At 61.5% G+C, this 16,736-nt stretch carries 19 protein-coding genes; 1 reads left to right on the top strand and 18 read right to left on the bottom strand.

Features of this window, described 5'->3' with window-relative positions; all coding sequences use genetic code 11:
* Positions 1 to 11: 11 nt before the first annotated feature.
* From P0Y65_20800 to P0Y65_20785, 4 genes are read right to left on the bottom strand one after another with little or no spacing between them, the layout of a single operon-like run.
* Positions 12 to 497: a hypothetical protein gene (locus P0Y65_20800; GenBank protein WEK04582.1), complete on the bottom strand. Its 486-nt coding sequence runs from the start codon at positions 495 to 497 to the stop codon at positions 12 to 14.
* Positions 494 to 772 carry a hypothetical protein gene (locus P0Y65_20795; GenBank protein ID WEK04581.1) on the bottom strand — a complete coding sequence of 93 codons (279 nt, stop codon included), beginning with the start codon at positions 770 to 772 and terminating at the stop codon, positions 494 to 496. Before P0Y65_20795 ends, P0Y65_20800 begins: the two co-directional genes overlap by 4 nt.
* Before the next feature lie 27 nt (positions 773 to 799).
* Complete coding sequence (locus P0Y65_20790; GenBank protein WEK04580.1) at positions 800 to 1,303, bottom strand: hypothetical protein; 504 nt, start codon at positions 1,301 to 1,303, stop codon at positions 800 to 802.
* A 33-nt stretch (positions 1,304 to 1,336) separates the two neighbouring features.
* A complete protein-coding gene (locus P0Y65_20785) occupies positions 1,337 to 2,059 on the bottom strand; it encodes a hypothetical protein (GenBank protein WEK04579.1) in 723 nt (240 codons plus the stop codon).
* A gap of 432 nt (positions 2,060 to 2,491) precedes the next feature.
* Here P0Y65_20785 and P0Y65_20780 point away from each other — a divergent pair, with 432 nt between their 5' ends.
* Complete coding sequence (locus P0Y65_20780) at positions 2,492 to 2,683, top strand: hypothetical protein (protein WEK04578.1); 192 nt, start codon at positions 2,492 to 2,494, stop codon at positions 2,681 to 2,683.
* A gap of 12 nt (positions 2,684 to 2,695) precedes the next feature.
* Here P0Y65_20780 and P0Y65_20775 read toward each other — a convergent pair whose 3' ends face one another.
* The 14 genes from P0Y65_20775 to P0Y65_20710 all read right to left on the bottom strand — a co-directional run bounded on the left by P0Y65_20775 (position 2,696) and on the right by P0Y65_20710 (position 16,734).
* Positions 2,696 to 3,766 carry a late control D family protein gene (locus P0Y65_20775; protein WEK04577.1) on the bottom strand — a complete coding sequence of 357 codons (1,071 nt, stop codon included), beginning with the start codon at positions 3,764 to 3,766 and terminating at the stop codon, positions 2,696 to 2,698.
* Entirely contained in the window at positions 3,766 to 3,993 is a 228-nt protein-coding gene (locus P0Y65_20770; GenBank protein ID WEK04576.1) for a tail protein X, read from the bottom strand. Before P0Y65_20770 ends, P0Y65_20775 begins: the two co-directional genes overlap by 1 nt.
* On the bottom strand, positions 3,993 to 4,439 hold the full coding sequence (locus tag P0Y65_20765) for a phage tail protein (GenBank protein WEK04575.1): 447 nt from the start codon (positions 4,437 to 4,439) through the stop codon (positions 3,993 to 3,995). The genes P0Y65_20770 and P0Y65_20765 overlap by 1 nt, the downstream gene beginning before the upstream one ends.
* A 3-nt stretch (positions 4,440 to 4,442) precedes the next feature.
* Positions 4,443 to 6,686 carry a phage tail tape measure protein gene (locus P0Y65_20760; protein ID WEK04574.1) on the bottom strand — a complete coding sequence of 748 codons (2,244 nt, stop codon included), beginning with the start codon at positions 6,684 to 6,686 and terminating at the stop codon, positions 4,443 to 4,445.
* A gap of 276 nt (positions 6,687 to 6,962) precedes the next feature.
* A complete protein-coding gene (locus P0Y65_20755) occupies positions 6,963 to 7,310 on the bottom strand; it encodes a phage tail assembly protein (GenBank protein WEK04573.1) in 348 nt (115 codons plus the stop codon).
* A gap of 3 nt (positions 7,311 to 7,313) precedes the next feature.
* A complete protein-coding gene (locus P0Y65_20750) occupies positions 7,314 to 7,832 on the bottom strand; it encodes a phage major tail tube protein (GenBank protein WEK04572.1) in 519 nt (172 codons plus the stop codon).
* A 69-nt stretch (positions 7,833 to 7,901) separates the two neighbouring features.
* Positions 7,902 to 9,134 carry a phage tail protein gene (locus P0Y65_20745; GenBank protein WEK04571.1) on the bottom strand — a complete coding sequence of 411 codons (1,233 nt, stop codon included), beginning with the start codon at positions 9,132 to 9,134 and terminating at the stop codon, positions 7,902 to 7,904.
* A gap of 31 nt (positions 9,135 to 9,165) precedes the next feature.
* Positions 9,166 to 9,525, bottom strand: a complete 360-nt coding sequence (locus P0Y65_20740) for a DUF1353 domain-containing protein (GenBank protein ID WEK04570.1) — start codon at positions 9,523 to 9,525, stop codon at positions 9,166 to 9,168.
* 3 nt (positions 9,526 to 9,528) lie between these two features.
* The gene (locus P0Y65_20735; GenBank protein WEK04569.1) at positions 9,529 to 10,032 is read right to left on the bottom strand and encodes a hypothetical protein; all 504 of its coding nucleotides are present in this window, start codon (positions 10,030 to 10,032) and stop codon (positions 9,529 to 9,531) included.
* A 9-nt stretch (positions 10,033 to 10,041) separates the two neighbouring features.
* Positions 10,042 to 11,043 (bottom strand): hypothetical protein, encoded by a 1,002-nt coding sequence (locus P0Y65_20730; GenBank protein WEK04568.1) that lies wholly within the window; start codon positions 11,041 to 11,043, stop codon positions 10,042 to 10,044.
* Positions 11,044 to 11,091: 48 nt separating this feature from the next.
* On the bottom strand, positions 11,092 to 11,577 hold the full coding sequence (locus tag P0Y65_20725) for a hypothetical protein (GenBank protein ID WEK04567.1): 486 nt from the start codon (positions 11,575 to 11,577) through the stop codon (positions 11,092 to 11,094).
* Positions 11,577 to 14,762, bottom strand: a complete 3,186-nt coding sequence (locus tag P0Y65_20720; protein ID WEK04566.1) for a DUF4815 domain-containing protein — start codon at positions 14,760 to 14,762, stop codon at positions 11,577 to 11,579. Before P0Y65_20720 ends, P0Y65_20725 begins: the two co-directional genes overlap by 1 nt.
* Entirely contained in the window at positions 14,762 to 15,871 is a 1,110-nt protein-coding gene (locus P0Y65_20715; GenBank protein ID WEK04565.1) for a phage tail protein, read from the bottom strand. The genes P0Y65_20720 and P0Y65_20715 overlap by 1 nt, the downstream gene beginning before the upstream one ends.
* The gene (locus P0Y65_20710; GenBank protein ID WEK04564.1) at positions 15,871 to 16,734 is read right to left on the bottom strand and encodes a baseplate J/gp47 family protein; all 864 of its coding nucleotides are present in this window, start codon (positions 16,732 to 16,734) and stop codon (positions 15,871 to 15,873) included. The genes P0Y65_20715 and P0Y65_20710 overlap by 1 nt, the downstream gene beginning before the upstream one ends.
* Positions 16,735 to 16,736: the final 2 nt, after the last annotated feature.

Raw genomic sequence — 16,736 nt, 5'->3', positions numbered from 1 at the left:
TGCCCGCAGGGTCACGGTGGCGCGACGACCTCCAAATCTTCAGTCTCGATCAAGAGGGATTTGGCGATCTGGGTCTTGGGTTCGGTCATCAGAAACGTCATGCGGACACGATATCGACCGAGGGGCCAGTCGCAGGAATCGAGCCCGGTCAATTGCGACACTGTCTCATCAAAAGTGATGGGGACGCCGCGCTCGTAGAGCACTGTCCGCCCGCCCCCGCTGCAAAGCACATTGCCTGTGTCAGCATTGCGCGGAGAGATTGCCATGCGGATCAAGAGATCGCGCGATGGCGTGGCGACAAAGCGGATGGTCGGCTGCTCGGGGAACACGGCGCCGCGGGCCTGGAGATCATCCAATTGGAGCCAATCACTGGGTGCATCCTTTTGTAGCTCGCCAAAGGCCGCAGCCGCCTGCAGGTTGGCGTAGGCGTCGAGCCCGGTGATCGTGCCGAAAGCCAGGCCAGCGCCGATGACGGCAGAAATGATGGTGCGCCTCATTTTGGCACTCCGTGGATGCCCAGCCAGTCCAGAAGCCCAAGCCGGAGCGCGGCCAAGAAAGCCAACGCCCCACCAAAGAACAGGATAACCTGGCGCAGGCTGGCTCCCCATCGGCCCAGGGTCTTCCACGCCATCATGAACTTTGCCCATTCCTTCAACACCTCCGCTTCATCACGGGTGAAGACAACGACTTCATTGGGCTTCTCCTGGTTTAGGGCCTCGGCCAAGCGAGCCATTATCTGGCGCTCGGAATCCGACATGGTTTCTTGGGTCACTGGTCGAAGCCTCTATTGGAAGGAAGGTCAGCTGGCGCGACCGACAAGCTTGTCGCCGTTCGGCATGACAGTGCCCGCGGGCAAGGGCAGATGCGGCGTGAGCAGCCGATCGAGCATGGCGCGGCCGGTGGCCGTCGCGGTGTCGATCCCAAACTTTGCCAAGGCATCAGGAACCGAGTGCTCGACATAGCCCCGGGCGGCATTCAGCAGCGGGTCAGTTGGCTGGCCAGCAGTCCACCCTGCACGCTGTAGGGCGAACAGGATGCCATTCATCAGCGCCGACTGGAGGGCCTCGCGATGCCGGGCCTCAATGTCAATGCCAGTGCGCTTACGCAGTTGATTGGCCGCCCAGGTGAGCACGGCGGTGATAACGAGCCCCAACGCCGGGAGAACAGCCGTAATCAGCTGCTGGGTGAAGGTCTGCTCGGTGAGGATGACCGGATCGGCATAAGCGGCCTGGGCGAAGGCCGCGACGGGCCAGAGGGCGATAAAGAAGGCAGCAGCAATCGCCGCCCGAATGATCGTTCGCATGGTGTTTTCCAATGATGTGAGGTGGTTTTGCGCTTAGAGCGCGGCTTCGAGCGCGTCGAGTTCGGCGCGGATAGATTTGAGACGCCGGCGGATTTCGTCGGAACCGATTTTAACAGGGCTGAGCGTCGGGACTTGGACCGGAGCGTCAGACTGCATGGGAATATCGATCTCGACCGGCACGGGCTGACCGAATGCGGCGCGCAGCTCGGCGGAGACGTCGATCTTCTTGGCGCTGGACCAGACTGGCGTCATCTTGGCTGTGAGCCGGGTGTATTCGGTCATTCGACCATCGTTCGACCATTTGCCAGCAAAGAAAAGATCGCGCTCTTTCTCGCGCCGGCCGATGATCTCCTTGGGCGTCACCCAATTCATGATCGCCTTCCGCGAGCCCTCGATGTCGCCAGCCTTCCAGAGCTTGACCCAGGACGCTTTCTCGATCGCCCCAGTATTCCAGTGGAAGGAAAGAGCGGCCGCGAACTGAGCCTTGGTCAGGTTGTGACCCTTGAATGCCCGATAGACGCCGGCGGCGTAGTTGCCTAGCGCCCACGCATAGATGTTCATGCAGTGCTGCAGGCTAGCGGGCTTTGCGATGTAGCGTTCAACAGTATGACCAGTGGCATTGGTCATGCCTACGCACCAGGTCAGGACGCCGACGCTGTCTCTGTAGGTTTGGCGGATCAGAGCTTCGTGGCCAGCGACTTCCATGGCGACAGAGAAGTCGACAACAGGACGCCCGCCCACCGGTGGAGCGTTCATGGATATTCTCCTTTCACGCCAAAAGAAATTTTATTCCCGGCGTTGTGGGTTAATTGCCGGTGTGCAGGTGCAACCCGGAATAAGACAGCTCGTTACTCGGAGATGAAAAACACAGCCAAGAATAACCGGCCGTCTAAATTTGCGATTTGGGCAGGTCAAATGGTTCTGCTGTCTCTTGGTATTCTTATCGTCTGGCTGGCAATCCGATATATAGGGACACTTCCGCAGCAACCTTAATTGCTCATCCTCATTGAGCGTCAGCGTGTGCGTTCTCCAAACCATACGCATAACGCCCTGGCACTCGCTCCCCGCGGTGCCAGGGCGTTATACATGGCGCTTACTTGCGCAATTTATGGCTCCTTTAGAGGAAACTCACAAAGTTCGGAGCATCTGCGAAAGATAGACAACTGAATTGCGTCGGCAGGTGGATGCATGGATTTCAAAGTCGTTTGGTGGCGTTACAACTTCGAAGATAAACGCCTGGATTTCAGCGCCACGGGCAAGAGAGGGCGCTCGCCGTTTTCCATCGTGACGTGGGTGAGCTGTCTAAAGCCGCCAACGTCAGACGATGAGGTGAACCTAATCGCCCGTCTTAAGGTTATCGGGATTCTCGGCGACATTTGAACCACGAGGCCCTCATCCCAACGTAGCATGCTTCCCTAATGATAACTCGGTTCCTGTCGCGTCGCCCGCCTTTCGGCCGTCCTTTCCAGCCCCGCCACCTGGTTGTTTGAGATCCAGCGTGGTCTTTGATCCGCCGCCGCGGCTAGCGCCATGCTTGACGCCCTCGATCACATAGCGACCGTCAACTCCGGGCCGCGTGCCCTTCACCAAGCAAATCCCCTCGACGACCGCACCGACCGTCAGATCTAGATCCACGGTGCCGCTGCCCGCGTCGCGCTCTCCGTCGCGCTTGCGGGCATCGAGCATGGCCCGGGCCTCTCCCTCATCGACTGAAATCGAGCGGATAACATTGAGGGCCTCGACCTCTGCGTTTTCGAAGTCGAGATCGGTAGTCTTGTAGGCGGCGCTGGCTCGATCAAACCAGCGCGCCTGACCAGCGGTGAATTGCGCCCGAGGATCTCGCGGCGTTATCGACCAGCTTTCAAGGTTTTTGCCCCACTCGGCCGTGACTTGCGGCATAGCTGAGCCATTGGGAGCCTGGCCCGTACCCCGCTTTGCGATGATCGCCTTATCGCCGCGGATCTTGAAGGTGCCGCCGAGCTTGCGTGCTATTCGCTCGCCTGCAGCAATTAGGCTCTCGCCGTCTGCAGCCCAATAGCCCTTGCCCAAACTGGCAAAGGCGGGGTCGACGGTGATCGACAAGCCAGCATTGCCAGCAAGGCGTTCCAGATATGTGCCGAGATCCGCATCATCCACGTGGAAGCTCTGCGGCTCTTTCGCCTTGCCGCCGCTATCAAAGCCCTTGGCCTTGATTTTGAGCAGGCGGCCGGCGCTCCGAGATCCAGTTGAGAGCGGCTTTTCGACGAAGCCCGAGAACGCTTTGGCACCCTGCAACATCACGAGCAACGGCATCCGCTCTGATGGCAGGCGAGCCTGACCAAGGCTGTCGTCAATGGTCAGGTCGCAGGTGTCGGACGCTTCACCGGCTTTATCGTTGATCGAAATATCGATCAGCACTTTCTGCCAGGCGGCCGTCAGATCCTGTCCGCCGAGGATGACGCGCCAATCTACAGACCAAGCCATCAGCTTTCCCCGAACAGGTCGATTACTTTAAGGGTTTGGCCCCGGCGGGGTGGCGGCGCCTCAAGCAGCTTTACGACCGTGCCGATCGGCAGCTCTGGCCCCAATCCGGCAAGGCCGGGATTTTCTGCCAGCGTTCGCTCAAGTAGCGCGGAACCAGCAATGCCATGCTGTTGCCAAAGCAGCAGGTCGATCGACGTGCGGCCGCGCTTGACGGTGACAGTGATCATCAGAGTTCCTCGAACAGGTTTACGAGCATGCCGACCAGGCCGCCGAACTGCGCACCGCCGGCAGCGGCGTCGATATCTTCGCGCACAAGGTCCAGCGTGTAGCGGATGACAAACCCGACGCCATAGCGCGTCAGGTCAACATGCTGCTCGCTGACCTTTTGGATCACGTACCAGCCAAGCATCCGGCCATCGCCGCGCATAACTGGCACGATTGTTCCTGATGTCGCGAGGCTCTCGGCCAGCGCAAGCTCTGTCAGTCCGCCGAGCTTGGTTGGCAGCAGCTGGCCGGTGAGGCTGATATTTTCCTCAGCCTCACCCATCATCTCATGGGGTTGCCGTCGCCCCATGATCGCTTTCGTCGCGAGATCCACGCCAACAGTGCGGCCGAACGTTGTGGCCGAGAATGGCGTGGTGTCGATCGGCAAAGGTCCGACCTGGTAGAGCATGATTTACCCCGCGAATTCGGTGTCTGCGTAGATGCCGCTCAAGGCATCGGCGACCTGTTGCTTGATCATCTGCAGAACAGCTTCTGCAGTAGCCTTGGGATCCGAGCCGCCGGGAACGATGATGTCACCGAAGCTCAGAGACAGTCCGCCAGCGCCGCCGGCACCGAGCATGCCGGCCGTGCTACCAGCGTCGTGGACATAGCCGCTGCGGCCGGGCGTAATCAGCTCGGGACCATACTCACCGACAAGATAGGTCTTGCCACCGACGATGGAGCCGCCGGCTGCGCGAGCACCGTCGACACCCGGCACCTGTCCAACCGGATAGAGCATCTGACCGCCGTGACCCATTGTCGGCTCGGTAATTGGTCCGCCGACAAAGGCTTTGGTGATGTCGATCTGACCGATCGATTTCAGGATCTCTCCCGGCCATGACGAGAACCAGGTAAGCATCTCCTGGAACTTCAGGACCGCTCCGTCCCAAATGCCTTGGATGATCTGGCCGCCGACCGCCGCCATGCCCGTCAATGCCTTGCCAATCTCGCCCGGCAGCGCACCAAACCAGGCGATGATCTCCTTGCCCTTATTGACCACGGCTAGAACGCTCTCGCCTACGGCCGTGCCAACTGCCTCACCCCATGCCGTCCAATCTTCCGCGCTAGCATCGACCGGCCCGAGCAGGCCAGTGACCCAATCGAGCATGGCCTTACCGGCATCGATCACCGGCTGCAGGACAGGCACCAGCGGCTCGATCGCCTTCATAAAGGCATTGCCAAAGCCTTCGAAGAATGCCGTCAAGCCACTCCAATTGTTGTAGATCCATGTGCCGGCCGCTGCGATCGCCACGAGGATGAGGCCGATGCCCGACACCATGAAGGCGAAGCGCAGGGCGTTGACGGCATTCTTGACCAAGTTGAGCGGATTGATCAGCCCGAGAATGCCAGCCGCGCCTCGGCCCATGATCACGGCCGTGTCCAGAATGGTGCCGCGCATGAAAAGCCATGCCCAGCGGGTAGCAAGGGTGGCAACGCGCAGTCCGACGATGCCGCCGATCAGTGCCACAACGGCTTGCACAATTTCCGGATTGGCCGCCACAAAGTCAGCCAGCCCAATGATCATCGGGCCGATCGCGGCAGCGACACCATTGATGGCGGGCAGCAACGCATTGCCGATCGCGATCGCCACCCCATCCACCTGATTTTTCAGACGTTGCATGGCGAACTCGGTGGTTTGCGCGCGACGGGCGAATTCCTCCGAGACGCTGCCGGCATAGGCCGTTTCGTCATTGACCAAGCCAAGCGTTCTTTCCAGCAACTCGACATTGCCGAGTAGTGGCGCGAGGGCACGGGCTTCATCGCCAAAGAGGGCACCCATGGTCGATGCCTGCATTTCTGCCGGAAGCTGCCCGAGGCGCTTGATGACCTCCATGGTCGTGCCGACCGCATCTTCCTGCATAGCCTTGGCGACTTTGTTGGCGTCCAGGCCGAGCTTTTTGAAGGCGTTACGCTGCGTTGTGGTCGCACGACCCCCGATCGTCAGGGCCTTGCCCATGTTGCGGAACGAGGTGCTCGCGACCTCGACTTCGGCGCCGGCGCTGATCATGGCCGAGCCGAATGCGAGAGTTTGCTCTTTTGTGAAGCCGTAGAACTCGCCTTGCGCCGCCACCATTCGGGAAAACTGCGTGAGATCCGGAGCTGTCGAGGCAGTGTTGTCCGACAGATAGTTGATCGCGTCGGCATAGGTCATCGTCTCGGCCGTAGTCAGGCGCAGCGCCTCGCGGATCTTCGCAAGATCCTCGCCGGCCTGTCCGCCAGACACGCCCCAAGCCAAGGCCGCCTTTGCCGCCATGCGGGTGAAGTCGAGCAGCTCCGAATCCTGAATGCCAGATGCCGCAGCATTCTCTGCTAGTGCCGCCAGCTCGGTCACTGCCATAGGGATCTCGCTGGTCGACAGCGCGCGCAGCTGGTTGCCGAAGTCGTCAAGCCCGACGTCTGAGAAACCAGACACCTTGGCCACATCTGCCATGGCGCTTTCGAACTCGATCGCTTTCTGGATCGGATTGGCGAGAGCTTTGCCCAGCGCCCACGCGGCGCCGGCGGCATCGACCATGCGGCCGCGCATCTGGTCCATCTGCATGGCGTTGGACTTTGCCGACGCCTGCAAATCCTTGAACGTACCGCTCAGGACGCGCGCAGGTGCTGTCGCCTGATCGACCAGAGCGACAATCAGTTTCGAGATGAGGACGGCCATGATAGGCTTTCCATAGACTGCCCGCTATCGGCGATGAACCAACAGGAGGGCTTGGATTGAAGGAGGGAACTGCGGGATGAATCGCCTTGGCGCTATTGTGCTCTGCGGGCACCGACGAGGCCGCATTGAGGGGGTGTCGGTCAAACCGACACCCCCTTTCTCATTTCCGCTTCGGTCGCTCTTTGGCGAGCTGCCGCGACAGCGTCTTCGAATAGCTCACCAGCTTGTCGATCTCCCATTCCTCGACCAGGTCGATCGAGGTGTTGGAATGCCGTGCTACGGCGACGATGATGTCTCGCCATTGGACGGCGGCGCCGTCAGCTTCGCCAGCATCGCCGCTCCCCGCTTTCCCATCAGCGGAGCGATCGCCACGCCAAGTTCGGTGAGATCTTCCATGTCGAGATCGAGCACGACATCAACATCAACTTGGGCGAGCGCAGCGAACAGCTTGTAGCCCGCCATCACTTCGCTCTGCTCGCCTTCCCCCAGCAGGGCGTCACGGCCCTTCATGCGGCGCAGATTGAGCTGGGTATAGGTAAGGCCATTGACGGTGATCGGATGCGCCAGAACAACGATCATCGGATCCTTCGGCGCTTCGGCCGTCGAGGTGGTAACAGTGTCCATGACTTAGATCCCCAACGCCCGGCGATCGGCTTCGAACAGGTCGACGCCGTCGACGCGCAGCACGTTTTCGTGGAAGTCGATGTAGAACAGCTCACGGCCGTCCAGCACCAGCTCGTAGTGCGTAACTTCGGTGAACAGGTGATTGCAGCCCTGCAGTTCCGCCGGGTCGCTTTCGTCCGGCTCCCAGCTGGTGATCGCGCCTTCGATTACCGCGCGCGCGCCAACCGTCTTGCCGCCGCCAGGCCTCTTTTCGCGATAGGCGCCGGCGAAGATCCACTTGCCCGAAGTGCCAAGCCCACGGAACACGTCGAGATCGAGGCCCTTAGTCTCGAACTTCGGCTCAAGCGCCTCAAGCCGCGGCTGGGCGAAGTTGACGGCCAGAACGCCGCCGCCGGGATTGTGCTCGGCTCCGGCGAACTTAAGACCGGGCATGGCAAGCTTGGTGATATTGGTCGCGCGCGAAGTGCCGGTTTCGAGAGCCCGGCGCACGTCGACGGCAGTCAGCTGATAGAGCGGCTGCATTTGATCCTCATGATATTGAGCAAGCGCCCGGCCGGCACCACGCCGACCGGGTCGATATGTGAGCGGCGCTTACTCGGCCGTAACAGTGGTGCGGGCGATGATCTTGTTCACCAGGTCATCAAGCGCCGGGCGGTAGCGAGCCACTTCGTGATGCGCGACCTTGAAGGCCGGCACCGGCTCAATGCCGAGATTGACCTTGAGATGACCGTTGCGGATCTGCTCAGGGCTGTTCTTTGCCGCGAGGAACTCCACATTGCCGCCGAGAATATCTTCCGCAATGACGTGCTCGCGCACCATGAACTTGATCGAGTTGATCCACGTCTCGGTAAGATCGGGCGAGATGCGCTTGCCGAGGAATTCACGCGTGATCTGCATGATCTTGACGGTGATATAGTCAGCGCCGCGCACCTGGTGGATCTGCTTCCACAGTTCGCCGGTCGTAGTGTTGTCGGTGCCGATAAACACATAGCCGCCATCAGCCACGGCACCGTCGACGCCGGTTTCGCCTTCGACGACGATCGCCACTTCCGACTCCAGCAACTGCTGGCCCGCCGTGGAGCCGTCGAGCAGGGAGAAGGGCAGCTTGCGCGAAAGCCCCGCTAGCCCATAGATCGGGCGGTTAGCGAAGGGCTGGAAGGGCTTGCCCTCATGCGCATTGTCGATACGCGCGATCAGGCCAAGGATGCGTGGCCCCATTGCCCGCGTGACCAGGTTGGCACCCTCATAAACGCGGGCGGCAATGCCGAGCGGCATCAGACGCTCGCTGTTCATAGTCTCGCGAGCATCGATCGCTTTTGCGGTGTCGGTGTCATCAACGTCAGTCACGTTGATTGCCAGCAGGCGCTCGCATGCAGTAGGCAGCGCGGCCACCACCGGATTTACCGTATCGAGATCTGCCCGGTACGCCGTGCGACCCGCCCAGACCAGGCGTGGCGTGGCGTTCACTGCCGAGGGGATCGCAGCGATATTGGTCGGCGAAAGCTCGGCAGCAATGTTCGCAGCGGTTTGAGCCGCATTGGCGCCCTCGGCCACGCGATAGATCGTCACGTCAGCGCCGGCATTGAGGCCGGTCAGCTGCGAATTGATGCCGCGCACGGCATCAGCGAGCAAACCAGTGCCGAGCTTGGCAACCATGGCCCCATCGCTCGTCGAAATGCGAACGGGCGTGCCGATCGGAAATGCGGCCGCATCGGCGTCAGCGGACGTTTCGAGCAGCAGCATTTTCGAGAAGTCGGCGCCCAGAACCGGAACCGGCTCACTCTCGGGGCGCGAAAAAGTCATGCCGAAAACCGGAGTGGTCATCGGGGCATCTCCTACATTGATGGTTGAGAAATCAGCGCCGCGCGCTGTCGTAAATGACGACAGCCAGGAACATGGCTGTCGCCTTCCAGCGCTCGACGCAGAGGATCTTCAAGGCGTCGAGAAAGGTTGTGTGAGCGGTGAGCCGGTCAAAGCCCGACCAGGTCAGCAGATAGTCATGCAAGACGGCTGCAGCCGCGTACTGCGGCTCGAAGGGCGGCAGGAACCACCAGAGCCAGCGCGGCACCGACGCGAGATCGGTTACATAGCCGGCAGGCACCGTGACGAGCAGGCCAGAGCCCTTGAGCCCGATGTCAAAAGAAAAGGGGCGCTCCAATCGGTAGCGCCCCTTTTCCCCGGGTGTGATCACAAGTGGATCGGTGAAGCTGCTCAATCGCTACACCCCATGCTCATTGCGGAAAGCGCCAAGCTCGGCGTGGATTTCGCTCTCGATCGAGAGCACTTCTGCCGGCGTCGTGGCGGCGGCAATGCGATCGTCCATCCGGGCGCGCAGGCCGTTGACGTAGGCGGTCATTGACGCCCAAGGCACGGCGTTGGCGCGCACGGCCGAGGCCTTGGCCCAGAGCTGCGCGGCCAAATTGGCGTCGGCTTCGGCCGGCCCGTAATGAGCGACACAGACATCGACCAGGAAGTTTGCGACTCCGCGCAGCTGGGGCTCGCTCATCGCCAGCACCGCATCGCGGCCGAGCGCGATGACGGCCGCCGATTCCGGGTTTTGGATCGGCCAGCTCTTTTCCTCGATCATCGGATATTGGGCGATGATGTTGGCGCCGATGCCATTCATATGGGAAATGATGGCGTCACGCGTGCGCTGCTTGACGCGGGCAAGCAGATCCGCCGCCGCCAGCTCTTCTGGCGTCGGTTCGTTCTGATCAGGCATGATCTTTCCTTAAGCTACGCGGCCGAGGGCCGTGCCGTTGTCGTTTGTGAATTCCATGTTTGCGATGTCGCGCAGGTAGAAGCCTGCGAGCCCCGCCGTCGCGCCGGCGAGGCCGGCACTGACATTGCCGTTGGTGCCGTTGGCGCCGGCCTGACCCGGCAGGCCCCAGCCTCCACCATCACCACTCTTGCCAGAAACGCCAGCGTTCGTGTCGCCGCCGACCGCAGCGCCGCCCAATGTTGCATCGCCGTCATAGCCTTGCCCTCTGCCGGGATCCGGAGCAATGCCACCTTGGGTAGCTTGCTGCTGGGTCGAGGTGCGGGAGACATGATACTGTTTGCTGACGCCACTCCCGTTCGCGTGACCACCCCGTATGTAAGTGTAAGCTCCGACCGCGACCGAAGGGGGGCTAGAACCGATGTTGCTATTACCGCTGGTCGCAACGGTGGCGCCGTCCCATCTGACAGACCATGGCGAGGACCAGCTTTCTCTCGAACTACTCCAACTTCCGTCAAAAAAGCCGTTGTAATTGTTCTGATAAGATCGGCTTTCAGTAAGCGTGTAAGGGTATTGGCCTGCACCGCCATTTCCTGCTCGGCCGCCGCCCCCGCCGCCTGACCGCAAAAGGCCGGTTAGGATAACTTTGAGTTTTTGACCAAGCCGACCGAGCAAGTTGCCCCAGATGACATTGCCACCAGTGCCAGAGTTTGGGGCGCCGCCCATACCCGAGACCGTCCCGCGCACTTCCAAGGTGAGATCGCTGCCCCACGAGTCTGCCTGGGCGGTGCCGATCTCTGCAATCGCAATGGCGAAGTCGCGAACGGTGGCGCCGATCTCGCCGCCGACAGGCACCACCACCCGCTTTTTCAGATTTTGATCGCCCCACTGCTCGGCCGTGAACAGCGACCGCAGCAGAACATTGGCGCGATTGCCGAGGACGTTGACGACTTCATTCGCCCAGATCTGCACCGTTCCGAGGAAGACTTTGTGCACGGTTGACGTGCCGATCATCAGGCGGCCGGCGACCGCCGTCCCAATTCGAATTGGCATCGAAAGCCCCTAGATGATGAAGTAATACCGGCCCGCCACCTTTTCCGGTAGCGCGTCGTACTGAGCCTGCGTTCCCGACCAGAAATTGCTCTTGTCGGCTTTGTCGTCGAGCGCATCTTCGAGCCCGTCGACTTCGCGAACTGGATGATGATGCTCGCCCAGAGCCGAAAGCCCCGACTGAAACACGATCCGATCGCCAACCTTCACCGGGATATAGCCGTCAGGCGCGGCTTCAAACCCGGTGAACTCGCCGATGTCCGACAAGGAAAACACCCTGTCGGCTGCCATCTTGCTATCGAGTGCCTGCTGCAGATCCTCGATCTCAGCAATGCCATGCCGGTGATCGCTGTCAGCCTTGCCGCCGATCGCCTCGAACAGCGAGTGCATGTCGAGGTCGATCTTTGGCAGGGTGACATTGGCGAGGCGATAGAATTCCTCGTCAATGTCGGCTTCGGTATCCGGCAGCGGATACTGCCGGTGTGTGGTTTGAGCCATCAGATCACCCCAAGTCCAAAGTCAGCGGCACGCGGCCGGGCAGCAGGGCCGCCCGTCAGCTTGATTTCAATGCGCATGGTGTTGCCCGACAGACCGTCGAGACGGTGCTGTTGCTCGATCCAAGCCGGATCGGGCGACAGTTCGGTTGCATCAAGCGGCACTGGCTCGAAATCACCATCGTCGACCTGGGCGCGCATCGTCATCGCCGAGCCGGACGGCAAAGCCAGCTTGAGGCTGGCGAGCATTCGGATCGCATCGGTGATGGCGAAGGCACGGGTCACGTAGAAGGCGTCTTGCTCGATACGGCCGGCGAGGATCTCGACCGGCGCGTAGAGAATGGGCGAGAGCGTTGCCGTGCCAGTCAGCACAGCGGAGATCTCGACAATTTCGGTCAAGTACTCACCAAAGGTCAAGTTCTGGTAGGCCTGCGCCTTGTAGACCGTGCCGTTGGCTCGTCTGACCTCGAACATCACGCCGCAGGCCGGGCTTGGCAGATCCGACACAGCGCGGATCTGCAGATCGCTCGTCTCGACCAGATTGAACGTACCGAGCGGCACGCGCTTGGTGGTGACGGGATACCGGGCGGCCACCAGGCGGAAGCTCAAGGCTTCCTTTTGGTGCGCCGTCCAGGTCAAGGCATTGACCGACGAAAGGCGCGGGCCGATCGCGTAGGGATGCGCGGTGACCGCCTGTTGCGTCTCGGCGTCGAATGCACCGAGGGCGGCGGTTGAGATCGCATGCGCCCCGTCATCTGTCTTGACGACAAAGGCATGTGCCCGGTCGTTTGGCGTCGTTACCGGCAGGCCATAGCGCGCCGACTTCCAGCCCTCGACTGCCCCAGCCATGGGCACCAGGCCCTCGGCGACTAGCTCGGTCGTCGGGAAGCCGGTCTCGACGGTCGTCTGATGCACCAGGATATGGTTCGCACGATTGCCGATCCCGCACAGGTGGAAATCCACGCCGAGCAATTGGCGCGTTTCTGGCGGCACGAAGATCTGCGCTTGCGGATCCGAGCCATTCATGCCGGGGCCGTCGCGGTTGCTTTCCTGCCTGCGGCTCCACGTCTCGATCGTCGTGACGCGGCGCATCACGTCGACTTGCAGCGTGCCCTGACCGGTGAAAATCGCCTCGGCGGTTTTGGTCACCGAGCCTTCTGCAAAGACGCGTTTCGATCCGGCCGTGATATTGGCGGGGATCGTGAACTCGCCTCCGATCTCACCATTGGCATCGCCGACCAGGCCGGCCGGCGTGACATCGACACCGTCGAAGGTCAAAGTCCGCAGCTCTTCGCCAGGGAAGAAGCCCCGGATCAGAAATGCAACGTCCCGCTGGCGCAGGAAGGGCAACGCCTCTTCGCGGCGCGGGCCAGCCTGCTCGACCGTCACGGTCGAATTGGTCAGCGGGCCGCCCCAATTTTGCACACCACGCTGGAATTCCCGAGTGACCTCGGAAGCCCATTCGGTCTGTGGCACCGTCCAGAAATCGACTGCCGGCGTCAGGATCATCGCGCCGGGAAGCGGGATGAAATTCTGATAGGGGTTGATCAGCTCGCAGCCAGTGATCAACCCCTGTTCGACGATGACTTCCTCGACCCAATCCAGCGTTACCGGCTGGGTCAGCAGGCTATCGTAAAAGGTCGGCTCGATCGCCAGCTGCAGGATGCCATCACCTACTGCGCCGTTCTGCTCGATACCGGCATCACGGAATTCGTCGGTGACGAAAGGATCGACGAACATGCCGCGCTTGGCGGCCGGGTCGCGCCGATCGATGTCCGACCGCAGGCGGTTCTGCTGGATCAAACGATCATGATCGTCCTGCCGATTGGCGACCCGCCAGAAGTCCGACCAGGTCGGCATTTTGACGCCGGTATAGACCCGGTCGGTGACAATGGTCGGCTCGCCCATCCACGTGTTCCGGATCTCGGCCAGCGCCAAGACGTTCGCGGGCGAAGGCGGCCGCACAGGATTGGCCGCCGAATTGCCCTTGATGTAGGTCGGGGCACCGCTCGGCATGACGCCGATCAGATCGATCCGAGGCAGCTTGTAGGTATAGGCGACAATGATGCCTTCCGGATCCTCGACGCCGCCCGAGACGGTGATCGTCCTGTCGGTAAAGGCATCGGCGTTGACGCTCTCGCGATAGTCAAAGGTCACCTGATAGATTGAGCCGGGCGACGGCTCGGCGCCGGCCAGGCCCCAATCCACGCCATCCCCGGTGCGCTTGAAGTCGACACCCTTGGTGTAGCCAGCGATCGACACGATATCCTTGACGGAATTGTTCGGCAGGCCGTCGATACCGTTGGCGACGGCGCCGCGCGTGACATTGACGGTGCGGCGCTTGGTCAGAAGGATCGAGGTGATCGCGTCGAGTGGCGCATGCGCCAGGGTGATCGTCTGGTTGACACCGCCCGCATAGGGATGCGTCTCGCCCGGCACAGCCGCCACGTCCCAAACCTGCGGCTCGGTATGGCGCAGCGAGGCGTGACGAACAACTTTGCGGCCCGAGATATTGGCCTCGCCTTCCTCGATCGAGAAAATGCGGGCGCCGGCGTTGAGGCCCAGCGTCGAGACGCGGCAGCCCCTCACGATGTAATTGCCATGCGGCGCATCGTAGAGCGCGAGGGCTTGCATCATGCCGTCGAGTGCCGGCGGCGGCGTCTGGTCGAGGATTGCCCCATCCTGCAGCAGATATACGGCATAGAACGTGCCGGGTTCTGCGACATCTGCGCGGCCCCAAACGATCTTCGAAACTTCGCGGGCGGCAGGGCTGCCGTCGCCTTGCGCTTTGGAACCGGGCGCGAGGCCGCGCAGGGTCGGATCATCCTCGGCGGTGATGAACGTGGTCACCAGGCGCACGCCGATCTGCAAGCGGCCCGACATTGGCACATCGGCAAGGACAGCAGCCGTCACCGGGAACACGTCGCCGGCGACGACGATCTTGCCTTCGGTCAGGGTGACAGTGCCGGCCGCAATATCGACCAGGGCAAAAGCGCCTTCAAAGCGATCGCCATCCATGGCGACCAGGCGGCCCATGCGCTCGGCGCGGTTGCGGATGATCTTTTGCAGATCATTCAGCTCACGGGCCTGCAGATAGGGGCGCTTGCCGTGGAACACGACGCCCTGAAAATCCTGCCGATCGCCGACGCCGTCATAGGCCAGCGGGAGGCCGCTCGGGTGCTCAAACATCAGTACCTCATCAGAAACTTGATTTGCTCGCGCACGGTGCGGCGCAGCGGGGTTGAGACCGGCTTGACGGCGATTGCTTCGCCATCAAGCAGCTGATCCGGCCCGAGCCACAAGCGACCCGGCTTGACGCCTGGGGCCATCGTGGCGCCGACAATCAGCGCGATCTCAGTGCAGACGACGCCGGCGGCGTCATCGAAATCTGTCATGGCCTCGACGAACAGGATCTGTCCCGAGGCGGCCGGCTCATAAGTGCCGCCGCCGAAGGCATAGGGGCCCTCAAGCTGCTGCTGCACGGCAGAGACTGCCCGGCAGCGCCTGAAGCCGATGACGGCCCCATTCTGCGCCCGCAGGCGCATCCATAGCGGCTTGGCGACAAACCATCCGGCCATGACTGCCCGACGCAGGGCGGCCGGGTTCTCTGCCCATCGGTAATGGGCATCGACCCATGGCACGGTCAGGGTCACCCACTTGATGCCCTCATTACCGACTGGCGCGATCCAATTGCCGATCGCTGACCCCTCGGCCTCGGTCAGCTCATGCTCGAATTCGAGCGGCCGGCCGAACGACCAGAGCGTGCCGGCGTCGGTAACAGCAATACCGCTCTCGAAATCGAGATAGGTATCGTCAAGGCGATTGTGGTCGAGCTGCACGGCATCGACATCGAAATAGTGCACGCCACGGCGCAACTGCGACCGCAGCGGCACCGACAGGCGCGTAATGCCTTCGATCCGCTCAAGATCGGGATCATCTTGCGCGGGCAACTGCGGAAAGCGCAGCTGAAAGCTGTTCCACCAGGTGCGGCCGGTCCACTCTTCCTCGATCGTCGCCGTGTAGCCGATCCAGCCCAGGCCAATCGCAACTGCACTCACAGTGCCCCGCAGCCGCTGCCAACGCACGCCTTGATCAATCAGCTGGTAGAGGTTCGGCACATAGGGCGTCAGTTCGCCAAGGCCATATTCCCAGACTAGAAACGGCAGCATGCTCGGCCGAGGCGAGACATGCTTGATCCGACGCATCGCGTTGATGCCGCTCTCGACCAGCGCTGTCGGCTCGATCGCCTTGGAAAGCGCGATCTCATATGGGGTCGCGTTCTCAGGCAAAAGCGCCATCAGTAGCTCCTGCCTTCAAGCGTAAGCGTCACGGCACCGAGGGCGGCTGCGCGGTTGAACGGGATTTCGATATTTGCGGCAGGCGTGACCAGCTCGACGCTGTGGACGCCGTCACGCTGCAGCTGGGCCTTGAGCCAACTTTCAGTGAGATCCCGGCCCAGCAGCATGTCGCGCGCCCACGCCGTGCGCAGGTTCGCCTCGATCGCGGCGATGGCACTTTGCGGCGCCTGTGGCAGCAGCCAGATCCGCGCGGTCACAGGGATCGTCTCTTGCGCCGCACTGGCGACAACGATCGTGTCATTGACCATCCGAATGGGCGCAGCCTGCAGGGCAGCATTTACTTTTGCCAACAGAGCCGCGTCAGCTACGCCGCCGCTGGCGGTCGAAAACACGGCGACATGGATCGTCGGATCTCTGCCGACCGTATAGACCGCAGCGTCCGCGACCCTGATATCGGCTGCCAGAGCGATGGATTTGTATCGAGGGACCGTGCCGCCAGTTGACCGCCCTTGGATGGCGACCACGACGCGTAGCATCAGGCGATGATCATCCTCGCCCACCAGGCGAACGACATCATAAAAGCCTGCCAGAGCGTCTAGATCGGTCCCACCGGAGAATGGCAGGAAATAAGACCGCACCGCCTCATTGATGCGCTGGCGTTGAAGCGTCTCGTTAAACGAAGCTTCCTGCAGGGAAATTTGTGTTGGATCCGTTTCGAGATCCTGCACGTCATAGGGAATGCCAGCGGCAGCGAAGATCCCGACCAGGCGGGCTTTGCGCGATGCATAGAGCGCGTCAAAGCTGATCTCTTCCACCAGCGTCGGCGCCGGCAGATTGGTAAGTTCCGGAGGAAGCGAAGTCATAT

Origin of the sequence: Candidatus Devosia phytovorans, assembly GCA_029202405.1 — a bacterium.
GTDB classification, from domain to species: Bacteria; Pseudomonadota; Alphaproteobacteria; order Rhizobiales; family Devosiaceae; genus Devosia; species Devosia phytovorans.
Note: the sequence above shows the minus strand (reverse complement) of the source record. Positions and strands in the feature narration are given on the sequence as shown.